Here is a 13,049-nt window from a genome sequence, read left to right on the forward strand (position 1 = left end):
ATCGCCCGCACCGTGTTCCAACACACCGGCCACGACCCCGCCCGCATCACCGACGTCACCACCGCGGACTACTTCGCCAACGCGGCGGGCCCCGTGGCCCCTCGCCCCGCCAACAGTCTCCTCGACCTCGACAAGCTCGACGCCACCGGCCACCGCGCGCCCGACGCCGACGAAGCGCTACGCCGCTACCTCACGAACTACCTCAGCATGGTTCGCGAGTAGGAACGATTTACGTGCACCAGACATGGAACTGATGGCGCTCGAGGGTCGGATCGCGGAGAGCCTGAACGCTGCCACCCAATAGAGGTGAACGAGTTCGCCGATCGTTTCATTGCCTGAAACATCCACCCGCTAAAGTGCAGCGCATGTCTCGACTTCGCTCTTGGTGGCCTGGGCTATGGCGGAGTATCTACTTGAACGGAATCCTCAGTTCAACACTTCTACCTATGCCACTTCGCTGGCGTTTGTTGCGTGTTTACGGCGCGGACGTTCAGAACAGCAAGATCTCGCCTGGCGTGTGGATCGGAAGCAAGCGCATATCCATTGGGGAAGGCGCGTTCATCAATACTGGATGCATGCTTTCCACCCACGCTCACATTCGTATCGGGCGACGCGCCTATCTTGCAATGCGTGTCACAGTCAGTACTTCGACACACGAGGTCGGTTCTGCGCAGGGCCGCGCGGGGAAGCTCATCACATCTCCCGTGGTCATCGGCGACGGCGCGTGGATCGGCGCAAACGTGACCGTCCTCCCTGGTGTGACCATTGGCGACGGAACAGTAGTGGCGGCGGGCGCAGTCGTAACGAACGACTGCGAACCGAATTCGCTCTATGCCGGCGTGCCGGCGCAGAAGAAGCGCGACCTCGCGATCAGTGATGTGCCGTCGGCATAGTCATTCCGTCTTCACACCCCGAACCGCTGCCCCCGTTGCGTCGATCGCTATCTCGACGACACACTGACGAAACCGCGCATTGATAGCTTTCCGTCGTGACGAGACCTACCATTTCCCAGAGGTTCGAACCGCGCGCTAATTCTCTCAATGCGGTCCGTCTCGCCCTGGCACTTCTGGTTATCGTGTGGCACGCATTCCCGCTCAGCGGGCACGAAATCACTTGGGAACCTGTGCGCCAATTTCTTGGCGAGACCGCAGTCGACGGATTCTTCGCGATCAGCGGCTTCTTGATCGTGGGCAGCTGGATTCGTAATCCGCAGTGGGGTCGATATCTGACCGCACGGGCACTTCGCATCTTCCCCGCCTTCTGGATCTGCCTAATCGTCACCGCGTTCGCAATCGCCCCGCTGGCGACTATGGCAGTCACAGGGACCAGCTATGCGGGCGCTCTCTCGCCCGACAACGTCGGGTACGTTGTCAAGAACGCCGCCCTCCGAATCTTCCAGCCGCGAATCGACGGCACTCCGGTGGCCGTTCCGTTCACCGATGCGTGGAACGGATCACTTTGGACACTCTGGTGGGAGTTTCTCTGCTACCTCGGTGTGCTTGCAATCGGCGTCCTCGGTCTACTACGACAACGTTGGTTGATCCCCGCACTCTTCGTCGCTGCAACGCTCGCGTTGATCCCGACGGCGTACGGACCCGTCGACAACTTCTTGGCTGTCTCCGCCGTCCGATTCGGAGTGATGTTCCTCGCCGGCGCCCTCCTGCAGGTCTACGCCCACCGAATCCCCCTCACGTGGCCGTTCGTGGCGGTCGCCGGCGTACTCGCGGCGGCCACGATGTTCTTGCCGGACTACCGCCTTCTGGGCGCGCTCCCCCTCGGGTATGCCATCTTCGGGCTAGGTGCGCTGATGAAGTCACCGCGTCTGCGCTTCAAACAAGACCTCTCGTACGGCACATACATCTACGCGTTCCCGGTTCAGCAGCTGCTGGCCTCTCTTCGCGTCTACGAATGGGGACTACTCGTGTACATCCTGTTGAGCATGGTCGTCACACTCGTGATGGCCGCAGGAAGCTGGTTCCTTATCGAACGCAACGCCCTCAAGCTGAAACCATGGCGACGCAATGACCGCAATGTGCAGACCGTGACGATCGCAGAGGGTGTGTCGTCCTGAGCCAATGGATCACGTACGCGGCATCCAGCCGGAACGCGACAGCGAGCGCACGAATGCCGGAGTTCAACCGCCCGCCTAGTGTGAGCCACATGACGTGGTCAGCTCGATCTCGCCCCGCCGCTCCAAAAGAGGCGTCACGTCGCCGCCGTGCCGCGTGGTCGGCGGCGACTGCGGTGACACTCTTCACCGGCCTCCTCGTCACGGCGATGGCCGTCTTTGCCTTCCCGCCTGCCGGAGATCCTCAGGACGCGGACCTCATCTATGTCATCGGCCCTCCGACAGCGCTGCGCATATCCAGCGCAGAGTCGCTGCAGGAAGACGACCCTTCTCGGACTCTGCTCGTCTCCGTCTCCTCGGCCACGACCCTCACCAAAGGAACAGCAGCGAAGTTGGCGGTGTGCTCGCGTGCGAAAGTCGTCTGCCAGCATCCCGAGCCCTTCACCACCAAGGGCGAGGCACTCATGCTCGTTGACTACGCGCGGACGCACGAAGTGCACAAGGTGGCCGTCATCACGTTCACCCCGCACGTGGCGCGGACGCGGTACATCTTCGCGCGGTGCGCGCCAGACATCGACGTTCAAGTCATCGGTGTCGATGAGCACCTCAGCATCGGCGACTGGGTTTATCAGTTCGCCTACCAGACGACGGCCTTCGTCAAGGCGGCGGCCACTCCCTGCGCGAGCGACGACGAGTGACCGCGCCTACGGCACGACGAGGTCGATCCGCGATTCGGGGTCACCATCCACCACGACCCACGCTTCCGTCGTTCCCTCGGGCAATGCGGCGGTGACGGAACGGGCGACCGCATCCAAGTGACGCTTCGAGGTCACCGCGATCTGTAGCCGAGAGCCCGACTCCCAGACGTAGGCGATGCTCTCCGCCTCGGAGGCATCGAGCCGCCCCATGAGGTCGCGGGCAACGGCGCCGTCCGCTTCGCCGAGCCGGATGAGGTCGCTCGCGAACGCCAGCCGCGGCTCGTCGTCGCTCCCGAGACCGGCGGCGAGGTCTGTGGCGCGCGCATAGTCCTCCTCCTGCGCCAGCGTCATGACGAGCGCATCGTCGCGCAGCCTCATCCCCGCCAGCGGAACCTCAGTGACGAGGGCGTCCCACGCGGCGAGCGCGCCCGCGACCCGCGGTGGCGCATCCCCGACATCCACGACGCGATCATCCGTGCGCACGAACAGTTCCGATCGCGCCTCGGGCGGAGCCGTCGCCACCAGGTTGGGAAGGCTACGGATCAGCTCGATCGCTGCGCCCACGTCGGCACCGACGAGGGCGATGAACGACTCCGCGATCTCCGCCGACACCACGCGCTCATCGGCGCGGAGAATGAGCGCCGTTCCCACGGCGGCCGCATCGGTCTCGAGATGCCCGGTGATGATCAGCTCCACATCGTCCGCGAGCAGCGACACCAGCCCCCGCATCCGCTCGCCGTTCTCCCGCGTGTACGAGCTCAACCGGTCGACGAGCGCCGACACCTCATGATCGGCGAGCCCCTCACGCGCCACGACCTGCCCGCTCACACCACCGGTGAACGGCTGATTGTCGTGACTCGCGAGCTCCGCCGAGGCCACCGCCGGATCGTCGCCGAACTCCGCCGCGAACGCTCCCGCCTCGCCGTCCCCCGTGCAACCCGACACCAGCATCGAGGTGAGCGCGAGAGCTGCCGCGACAGCGAACACCCGCTCACTCATCGATGCCGTACTGCGCCGTCGCCTCACACCGACCCACTTTATGCCCCACCATCGGCCACTCTTTCGAGGGCCCTCAGCTGTCTCGGCCGATGTCCGAGGTGCATGCGATGCTCATCTCAGGTCGGAAGCAGCAGCCTCCGGCCAGAGAAGATGCCACCCGGCTCGATGTCTGAGGTCGGTGACAGACTCTCTACAGGTCGAAGATCACCTGGTCTGCGACTGTTGTTCCCGCCGAGTGCCCCGGCATCACAGGCCGCGCGTGAGCGCGTCCGAACCAGGGGTGGCACTCATGGCGAGCGACGAGGTGATCGGTTTCAGCGACGCGCAGAATGCGCGGTTCGCCGAGGTCGTGCACGCCGTCGAAGCAGCGGATGCGGCCCTCGCCGCAGCCCAAGCCCGCATGACGCGGGCACTCGCCGACGCGCGAGAACTGGCACGCGAAGTCGCGGCATCCTCACCCGCACAGGTGCGCGCCCGCGACATGGCCGAGCGCGCCGTCTCGTCCGAGATCGGCGCCGCACTTCGCCTCTCAGACCGCGCCGTCCAACGGCGCATGGATGCGGCCGCCGAACTCACCACCGACTATCCCCGCACCCTCGCCGCACTCGAGGCGGGCCGCATCCACATGGGCCACGTCCGCACCATCACGGATGCGGGCACCATCCTCCCTGCCGAGACGCGCGCGGCCTTCGAGACCCACGCGCTCGCCCACTGCGAGGCACAGACTCCGGGGCGGGCGAAGCGCGCCATCGAGATGCTCGCCCAGCGCCTGCATCCCCGCTCCTTCACCGAACGACACCTCGAGGCACGCGAGAGGCGCGGGGTGTCGATCACCCCTCTCGGCGAGGGCATGAGCCACCTCGGCATCGATGCCCCCACCGTGCTCGTCGACGGCGCCTACGATCGCGCCACCCGCATGGCCCGCGCCCTGCTCGATCTCCGCGCGCAAGCAGCAGCGCGGGTGCGCGACGCGCGCGCTTCAGGGCGCGAACCAGACCCCGCCGACCTCACCCTCGCCTCCGACACACGCACCACCGATCAGCTGCGCGCCGATCTCATGACCGACCTCCTTCTCACCGGCAACCCCGGAGCGGATGCCGCCCTCCCCGGCGACGGCGCGGGAACACTGGGCGCGATCCGCGCCCAGATCCAGGTCGTCGTACCCGCGCTGTCGCTCATCGGCGCCGACGACAACGCCTCCGGCCTCGCCGGGCGTTCCCCGATCGACGCCGACACCGCCAGGCGCCTGGCCGGCGGCAACACCGAGTGGCGCCGCATCCTCACCGACCCGATCGACGGTCGGGTGCTTGCCAGCGATCGGCGCCTCGCCCCGCCGGATCTCCGCCGATGGGTGCAGGCGCGAGACCAGCACTGCCGTTTCCCCGGCTGCACCACCCCGGCGATCCGCTGCGAGATCGACCACGTCGTCGACTGGGCGAAGGGCGGCCCGACCGCCGCCCACAACCTGCAGGCGCTCTGCCAGCGCCACCACTCGATGAAACAGTTCACGGCCTGGCGAGTCTCGCTGCTCGATGACGGCGTGATCTCGTGGACCTCCCCGCTCGGACACACCTACACCGACCACGCCTCGCCGCCGGTCGTGTTCTTCAGCGAAGAGTCGCCGCCCGATCCCCCACCGTCCCGCGTCTGCGAGAACGACCACCCACCGCGAGAAGCGGACGAATCGCCTCCCTGGGAGAACTCCGCCTGACAGGCGCTCACGCGGATGCGTGCCGGGCACCTTCCCCAGCACGGTCCGCGTGCGCGTTCCCGCCCCGGCGCACCCGCGTTCATAGGCGGTTCACCGAGTGCACACCGTCGACGACCCTCGCCCGGATAGACCTTTTCTCGGCCCGTCCCGAGGCCGCCGAAAGGATCTTCACAGCTCATGAAGCACCCGACCCGACGCGTGTGGAGCGTGGCCGCCGTGGCCGCTGCACTCGCGCTGATCTCCGCCGCCGCGGCCGCGCCGTCCGTCGCCGAGACACCCTCGCGCACGGTGGTCATCGACCCCGCCGCCGCATCCGGCACAGCGCCCGCGTGGCCGGCGATCGACCCCGCAGCGATCGACCCGACGGCCACCGACTCCGGCCGCGCCAGCGAGCTCGCCGCATCCGTCATCGCGACCGCCCGCACCGGCGCGCAGGCCCTCGCGGGCAACACGCTCCCCGCCGCCGCGAACACCGTCCGTGCGCACTTCTCCGACTTCATCCCCTCCGGAACGCCGCTGCTCGCGTCCTCCGACGAGACCACGCTCATCGCCCTCGCCGGCGACACCGCCACCGTCGTCTTCGCCAACACCTCCACCGCCCAGGCGACCCTCGAGATCGACGTGCGCTCCTTCGCCGATCACACCGCCGCGGCCACCACCGTGCACACCACCAGCGCAGCGGGCGAGCTCGTCGCCGCACCGGCGACGCCCGTTCCGAACACCGGCCTGATCACGGTCGCCGCCCCCGCGCGCTCGATCATCACCGCCGTCACCACCGGCCTCGTCGTCGCCCATGCCCCGGCGACGACAACTGCGCGCGTCTCACCCGCATCCGCCCTCGTCGGCGAGGGCCAGCTGCGCCTCATCGAGTCGTCCTACGCGCCCGGCAAGGTCATTGAGCTCGGCAACCCCGGCGCCCAGCCCACCGGCCCGTCGAGTGCGACCTACCCCGCCCCCGCCGCCGTGTTCACGATCTCGGGCGTCGCCGCCCTCGCGCAGAAGCAGGCCGTCGTGTTCTCCCCCGTCACCGCGCGTCCCGACACCTACGTCATCTCCACGCAGGACGGCCGCGTGCTCTCGCGCCGTGACAACGCCGCGAGCGACTTCCGCTACCTGCAGCTCACCGAGCGCACCATCGACGACGCCGCCACCGACCCCTACGCGCAGTGGACCGCCGTCGACGCCGGAAACGGCGAGGTCTCGCTGCAGAACGTGCAGCGGGATGCGGGCGGCGCCGTCGCGGCCCTCGACCTCTACAACTGGAAGACCGCCGACGCCTCCGAGGTGCAGACCTACACCTTCAGCGGCGCCGCCGTGCAGAAGTGGAAGCTCCACCCCCTCACCGCCACCGTCGCATCCGACACGGTCATCATTCAGCCCGGCGCCGCACCGCAGCTTCCGACCATGCTGCGCGCCGTCTACGGCTGGGGCACCCCGTTCGAGATGACGACACTCACCTGGAACCTGCCCGATGACACCGTGTGGAACACGGACGGCACCGTCACCGTGACCGGCACCGGCATCGGCTACTTCGGCGAGCAGGTGCCTGTCGAGGCCCGCTACCTCATCGGCTCGCTCTCGGACGGCGCCGACGCCCAGTACACGACCTTCGCCGGCGTGCTCGTCAAGGAGCTCCAGATGCGCGCACCCCGCACCGTCGTCCGCGGCGTCTCCGGCTCCGAGGCCACCGTCGACGCACCCGTCACCTGGGACTGGTCGCGCGTCACCGACGCCGACTTCGCGGCCCCCGGCACGGTGACCGTCCCCGCCTCTGCGAAAAGCGGGTTCGCGGCGAACCTCATCATCACCGTGACCCCCGCCGCCACCACCAACATCCTGCGCGGCACCGGCGTGCACCACACCGTCACCCACATGGACGGCTCGAACTTCCAGCTCACCAACGGGGTGCGTAACGTCTCGGGCTTCTCCGACTGGCGATCGGGCGGCGCAGCCAACCGCGTCAACCCGAACACCATCACCTTCTTCCTCGACGAGCCCCAGCAGGTCACCGGGGCTGCGGTGTTCGATATCGCCGGAAAGCAGAACATCGGCACCGTCACCGTGCAGTACCGCACCCTCACCGGCGGCTGGGCGAACCTCCCCGGCACCGACTGGCCGGTCACCAACCCCACCGCCGACCTCAGCCTCGAGGTCACGAACGAACCGGTGATCGCCACCGGCGTCCGCGTCATCATCACCAACAAGTCCGCGAACACGTGGATGACCCTCTCCGAGATCGAGATCTCGGGTCTCACGGCGGGAGACGCACGATGATCCGTTCCGCTGCGCCCCTCACCGCCGCATCCACCGAGGAGACCTCGTTCATGTCACGAACGACCCGCCGCGCCATCACGGTCGCGACCATCACCGCCATCGCCGGCTCCGTGCTGCTGGGCGGCACCGCTGCATCCGCCGCCACCCAGAGCACCACCACCGCGCCGAGCGCGACCGACTCCGACGCCGGCGGCGACCGCTCCAGCTTCGTGCTGCCCGTGCTGCCCGACACGCAGTTCTACTCCCGCTACAGCGCATCGCAGTTCGTGCCCCAGTACGGCACGAACCCGTTCGAAGTGCAGACGCAGTGGATCGTCGACAACCAGCGCGAGCTGAACATGCCCTTCGCCGTGCACGTGGGCGACGTCGTCGACCAGCAAGGACAGAGCGGCGAGTGGGATGCGGCAGCCAAAGCCATGAAGATCCTCACCGACGGCGGCATGGAGTACTCGGTGCTCCCCGGCAACCACGACGTGAGCGACATGAACGCCCGCTCCTCCGTCGGCATCTCGGGCAACTACCTCGCCCGCTTCGGCGAATCCCAGCTGCGCGCGCAAGCGGGCGACGGTCTGATCGGCACCTTCCAGAACGGGCTCTCCTCGGCCTACCTGTTCCAGGCCGAAGGCCACACGTGGATGTCGCTCGCGATCGCGTGGAACGCGTCCGACGACACCTTCGCGTGGGCGCAGGGCGTGCTCGACGCGCACCGCGGCATCCCCGTCATCCTCTCCTCGCACGCGATCATCGGTATCGCCGAAGACCAGGTATCGCCGGCATCCTGGTGGTGGGGCGAAGAGCTCTGGAACCGCCTCATCAAGAGCAACGACGAGATCATCCTCACCGTCAACGGGCACTTCCACGGCTCCACGTCGCAGACGCGCACGAACGACGCCGGTCACCCGGTGTACCAGGTCCTGACCGACTACCAGATGGCCGCCGACGGCGGAAACGGCATCATGAGCCTGTTCGAGTTCAACCTCTCGGCCGGCGACATCACGCTGTCGACCATCTCGCCGTGGGTGCCCAAGAAGCACGCGAACTCCGTCACCTCCACCGACACACCGGTGCTGAACGGCTCCGGGCAGAGCCTGACCATGCCGCTCGATTTCCGCTCCCGCTTCGGGTGGACGATCGACGCGTCCGAAGAAGACGACGTCGACCTCTCGGCGCGCGCGAAGGCGATCGTGTCGAAGGGCTGGAGCGGCTCGAACAGCGGCGCCGAGCGCGCCGTGGCGGGAGCCTCCAACGACTACATCCAGGTCGACGGCACCGTCGCGCACTGGCGGTTCGGCGGCGTGCCCGAGGGAGTCGTCGACGAGAACTCGGTGATCCCCGACGTCGCCGGCGACAGCCCGATGTACCGAAACGCGATCGATGAGACCGACGCGAACGAGGCCCTCGACGACGTGAAGATCTCGCACGAGAACCACGCCTACTACTCGTCCGACTTCGGCGCGGTGTGCTTCAGCAACGTCTACCGCAACGCCTCCGGCCCCGACAACCTGTCGTTCCTGTCGACCGAATACGGCGCACCGGCGACGTTCGCCGACCTGACCTCCTCGACCGGTTACACGCTCGAGAGCTTCCTGCAGCTCGACGAGGGCTGGACGGAGACGGCCAACCGGTGGGGTGCGGCGATCACCCGCGGCGGTTCGCGCGAGTGGACCGGCATCCACGACTCCGCGGACCCCGGTGCCGGCGCCGCATGGCTCGGCATCTCGAGCCTGCGCGAGTACCAGTACTCCGCCGGCGACACCGCGACGGGCAACTCGTACACCAACTGGTCGGGCGAGATCATGCCCGGCTCCTGGCACCACGTGGCGATCGTCAACGACCCCGACGCCCGCACCGTGATCATGTACGTCGACGGCGTGCCCGTGCTGCGCAACGCCTCGAACGTCGGCGGGATGATGGCCGCCGACTTCATGCCCTGGATCATCGGCACGTCGACGTGGGACACCGAGCCCGACCACGGCTGGAACGGATGCGTCGGCGAGACCCGCATCGTCGATCACGCCCTCTCGCAGAGCCAGTTCCTCACCCAGCGCGTCGACATCGACGGCACCGGCGCGAACTTCTCGCTCACAACCGACACCGGCACGGTGCTCGCCCACGACGCGAAGATCACCGAGTTCACCGGAACCGGCTTCCCGGGCGCGAAGATCACCGTCACGGCGGGGCAGGCGCGCCTCGGCGAGGCCGTCGTCGCGCCGAACGGCAGCTGGAAGGCGACTCTCGACGCGCCCGTCGCCGGCTCCGGCGCGCATGCCTTCGCCTTCACGCAGGCGATCGGCACCCGCTCCGGCACGCCCTTCGAAGCGACCGTGACGATCGGTGAGAACACCGCCTGGAGCCCCGCCGAGGGCGACCTGTCCGACACTCTCGAGGGCCTCATCACGGTGACGCCCGAGAACTTCGTGCCGGGTCAGGCGATCAGCGTGCGCGTGCCGGAGGGACACGAGGGCGACCAGCTGTCGGCCTTCCTCTTCTCTCAGCCGACCGGCCTCGGAGTGGCGACGGTCGCCGACCGATCCATGCGCCTCGTGACACCCGCATCCCTCCCGCTGGGCGTGCACCGCCTCGCGGTCTACACCGCGGACGGCACGATCCTCGGCTGGAGCAACGTGCTGATCAGCGCACCCGTCACCGGCACCGACCCGACGACTCCGGTCGCGGCGGATGCGGGCGCGTCGGGGGCACTGCCCACCACCGGGATCGAGACTGCATCCCTCGTGCTGCTCTTCACGGCCGGGCTGGGCGCGCTCGCCATCGGCGTGGGCGCGGCGCGTCGAGCTCGGCGCCGCTGAGCCGACGCCGATCGGGGCCTCTTCCGCACAACGCGGGAGGGGCCCCCGAGCGCGCGTCAGCGACCTTCGCGGCGCGCCCGCACGATCGCGGTGTCGAGGTACTGACGCAGCGACACCTCCCGTACGCGGTTCCATCCGAGCCGCACACGCACCATCGTCACGCCGCGCGCACGCATCGCCAGCGCGAGGTCGTGAGTTAAGCGCACCCGATCATCGACCGGGCGCCAGGTCATGCCAACATATTCGTCAAGCACCCTCGCCCCGTCGACCCTGTGAAACACACCGGCCATGGCGACTCCATCCGAGCTCGCACGAAAACTGCAGTACGACACCATGTATACATGGTGTGAACCGCGACGGCAAACGCACCCCCGCCGCCGTGGCAACACCGCAATCCCCCGCCCCACCGAGTGAGCCCGTCGCCCGGTCCCGATTCGGAAGAGGATGACCGCCACATGCGCGATTACTTCGCCGGCGACGACGCACTCTGCCCGACATGGTGCACCGGGGATCACGAGCTTTCGGACGATCTCCGGCTGGCACACCGCAGCGAAGCGATCTCCGTACCCGCCGTCGAGCGCATCGACGACCCCGCGCGCGGCAACCCCCGCGCGGCAACAGCGAACCTGATCGTCGGGCTCGAGAAATCGTCCGCAGAACTCTGGGTGTGGATCGGACCCGAGGACGACGCGAAACGCGGCCTCACCCTGAGCGCTGAGAGCGCCCATCGCTTGCAGAACGCGCTGAGCGACATCCTGCGCCTCGCTCGCTCCGGCCGCGAGCGGGGCGGGACGCAACCCGTCGACGGCTAGTCGCGGGCCCGCCCGATCACCGCGATCGCAGCCATGTACCATGTAAACATGGTGTCGCCCGCTAAGCGGCGGCACAGCGAGGGTCTCTGGACGTGGGAATCCAGGGGCGCGTTGCGGTCTCCGTGGGGCGCAACGCCTGGCTCCCCTCTGGACGCTTTCACCCCCTCGCATCACGGAGGGGAGCCAGCACATCCTTCGCGGCCGGGCCGCGGGGACGCATCCGGTCAATCCCAGCCGCTTCCCGCAGTTTCCTCATGCGTGCAAATGGTTCAGAGTTGATCCATGACCATGACCGTCAGCGAGCAGTGGACCACGTACTGCCGGATGCTGGGAGAGAACCTCTCGACGGCGCGCGCGGCGCTCGGCCTGAGTCAGGAACAGGTCGCTCGAGCGGCGGGCCTGGCGACGTTCACCTACCAGAAACTCGAGAAGGGCGAGTCCAACCCGGGTAGCCCGGCGAACCCGCGACTGCACACGCTCGTCTCGCTCGCCCTGGTACTGAACCTGGATCTCGCGACGATGCTCCCGTCCGCCCAACTCGCGAAGGCGTGACCGCTTCCTTCGCGCTCGCACGGATGAGGCGCCCGGCCGCATCCATACACTGACACCATGCCCGCACCCCGCATCCCGCCGACCGCGGCGATGCTCGATCTCACGGGGCTGACAGGGCCGGTCTCGCTGCGCGAGGTGAACGAGTTCTACCGTCGCACGAAGGTACCCGTCGGGCGCCGATGGTGGGCCGTCGCCATCACGATCGCGGTACTCCTCACCGCCGAGGCCATCTTCCTGAAGGTCATGATGCCGGCGTTCAGACTCGACGCGGCGCTGTCCGACGCGGTGTACGGCGGCTTCCTCGTCTTCACCGGCCTCTACGCACTGCTGCTCGGCGCCATCATCTGGCGCAACGCCGCACGCCCGACGCGCATCTCCCGCGCCGCCCGCGCGAACCGCCTCGCCTACAGTGACCGCGGACCGGCCGGCCCCAGCCTGCCCGGCTCCGTCATGGCGACCACCAACGCGTTCGTCGTCACGACCGACATCCTCACCGGCGGGCCTCCCGAGAACGACCTGCCGCGCTTCACCGCCGCGACCCTCGCCCCGCAGGTCGCGGGCACCCGCCGACGCCACGGCATTGCCGCGATCGCCCTCGACGACAGACGCCCCACATCGTGCTCGAGAACGGTCGTGCCCGCGTGCTGCGCACCACCGGCCGACGCTTCCGAGGCGAGCAGAAACTGAGCCTTGAGGGCGACTTCGACCGCACCTTCACCCTTTACTGCCCCCGCGGCTACGAGACCGACGCGCTCTACATCTTCACTCCCGACCTCATGGCCCTCATGATCGATCTCGCATCCGACTGCGAAGCAGAGCTGGTCGACGGCTGGCTCGTGCTGTACAGCGGGCGCCCCTGGCGCCTCTCGACGCCGCGCGGCTTCGCCCGGCTCATCTCGCTCGTCGACCTCGTCGGACGCAAGATGCGCGACCGCACTGAGCTGTATCGCGACGGCCACGCGGATGCGGGGACCACCATCGCGATCCCCGGTCGCCGCCTGCGCGCCCGCCCCTCTTGGGGAGCCGTCGCCTCCACGATCGTGCCCGCCGCGTTCATCGCGCTCGGGCTCGTATCGATGGTGCTCGACGCGTTCTGAGAGATGCGGGGAGCCCATCCCTCAGGAGAAC

Annotated in this window: 12 protein-coding genes and 1 pseudogene; 11 read left to right on the forward strand and 2 right to left on the reverse strand. The window is 68.1% G+C overall.

What is annotated here, in order from left to right; translation table 11 throughout:
• From ACYVJS_RS16000 to ACYVJS_RS16015, 4 genes and pseudogenes are all read left to right on the forward strand, one after another.
• A pseudogene (locus tag ACYVJS_RS16000) lies at positions 1 to 222 on the forward strand (dTDP-4-dehydrorhamnose reductase); the annotation flags it as partial.
• A gap of 224 nt (positions 223 to 446) precedes the next feature.
• Positions 447 to 893, forward strand: a complete 447-nt coding sequence (locus ACYVJS_RS16005) for an acyltransferase (protein ID WP_460740845.1) — start codon at positions 447 to 449, stop codon at positions 891 to 893.
• A gap of 95 nt (positions 894 to 988) precedes the next feature.
• Positions 989 to 2,071 (forward strand): acyltransferase family protein, encoded by a 1,083-nt coding sequence (locus ACYVJS_RS16010; protein ID WP_460740846.1) that lies wholly within the window; start codon positions 989 to 991, stop codon positions 2,069 to 2,071.
• Between the two features lie 173 nt (positions 2,072 to 2,244).
• Positions 2,245 to 2,766, forward strand: coding sequence for a YdcF family protein (locus tag ACYVJS_RS16015; protein ID WP_460740847.1), 522 nt, complete (start codon positions 2,245 to 2,247; stop codon positions 2,764 to 2,766).
• A gap of 6 nt (positions 2,767 to 2,772) precedes the next feature.
• Here ACYVJS_RS16015 and ACYVJS_RS16020 read toward each other — a convergent pair whose 3' ends face one another.
• Positions 2,773 to 3,765, reverse strand: coding sequence for a hypothetical protein (locus tag ACYVJS_RS16020; RefSeq protein ID WP_460740848.1), 993 nt, complete (start codon positions 3,763 to 3,765; stop codon positions 2,773 to 2,775).
• A 259-nt stretch (positions 3,766 to 4,024) separates the two neighbouring features.
• Here ACYVJS_RS16020 and ACYVJS_RS16025 point away from each other — a divergent pair, with 259 nt between their 5' ends.
• The 3 genes from ACYVJS_RS16025 (at position 4,025) to ACYVJS_RS16035 (ending at position 10,557) form a co-directional block, all read left to right on the forward strand.
• The gene (locus ACYVJS_RS16025; protein WP_460740849.1) at positions 4,025 to 5,476 is read left to right on the forward strand and encodes an HNH endonuclease signature motif containing protein; all 1,452 of its coding nucleotides are present in this window, start codon (positions 4,025 to 4,027) and stop codon (positions 5,474 to 5,476) included.
• Between the two features lie 177 nt (positions 5,477 to 5,653).
• Complete coding sequence (locus tag ACYVJS_RS16030) at positions 5,654 to 7,750, forward strand: RICIN domain-containing protein (RefSeq protein WP_460740851.1); 2,097 nt, start codon at positions 5,654 to 5,656, stop codon at positions 7,748 to 7,750.
• Positions 7,747 to 10,557: a LamG-like jellyroll fold domain-containing protein gene (locus ACYVJS_RS16035; protein ID WP_460740852.1), complete on the forward strand. Its 2,811-nt coding sequence runs from the start codon at positions 7,747 to 7,749 to the stop codon at positions 10,555 to 10,557. Before ACYVJS_RS16030 ends, ACYVJS_RS16035 begins: the two co-directional genes overlap by 4 nt.
• A gap of 56 nt (positions 10,558 to 10,613) precedes the next feature.
• Here the strand turns inward: ACYVJS_RS16035 and ACYVJS_RS16040 are convergent, their stop codons facing one another.
• Positions 10,614 to 10,790 (reverse strand): hypothetical protein, encoded by a 177-nt coding sequence (locus tag ACYVJS_RS16040; RefSeq protein ID WP_460740853.1) that lies wholly within the window; start codon positions 10,788 to 10,790, stop codon positions 10,614 to 10,616.
• 222 nt (positions 10,791 to 11,012) lie between these two features.
• Here ACYVJS_RS16040 and ACYVJS_RS16045 point away from each other — a divergent pair, with 222 nt between their 5' ends.
• The 4 genes from ACYVJS_RS16045 to ACYVJS_RS16060 all read left to right on the forward strand — a co-directional run bounded on the left by ACYVJS_RS16045 (position 11,013) and on the right by ACYVJS_RS16060 (position 13,018).
• A complete protein-coding gene (locus ACYVJS_RS16045; RefSeq protein WP_460740854.1) occupies positions 11,013 to 11,369 on the forward strand; it encodes a DUF6907 domain-containing protein in 357 nt (118 codons plus the stop codon).
• Between the two features lie 282 nt (positions 11,370 to 11,651).
• Positions 11,652 to 11,921: a helix-turn-helix domain-containing protein gene (locus tag ACYVJS_RS16050; protein ID WP_307319948.1), complete on the forward strand. Its 270-nt coding sequence runs from the start codon at positions 11,652 to 11,654 to the stop codon at positions 11,919 to 11,921.
• A gap of 57 nt (positions 11,922 to 11,978) precedes the next feature.
• Positions 11,979 to 12,608 (forward strand): hypothetical protein, encoded by a 630-nt coding sequence (locus ACYVJS_RS16055; protein ID WP_460740855.1) that lies wholly within the window; start codon positions 11,979 to 11,981, stop codon positions 12,606 to 12,608.
• Positions 12,563 to 13,018: a hypothetical protein gene (locus tag ACYVJS_RS16060; protein ID WP_460740856.1), complete on the forward strand. Its 456-nt coding sequence runs from the start codon at positions 12,563 to 12,565 to the stop codon at positions 13,016 to 13,018. The genes ACYVJS_RS16055 and ACYVJS_RS16060 overlap by 46 nt, the downstream gene beginning before the upstream one ends.
• Positions 13,019 to 13,049: the final 31 nt, after the last annotated feature.

The sequence above is a fragment of the Microbacterium neimengense genome, assembly GCF_054782995.1.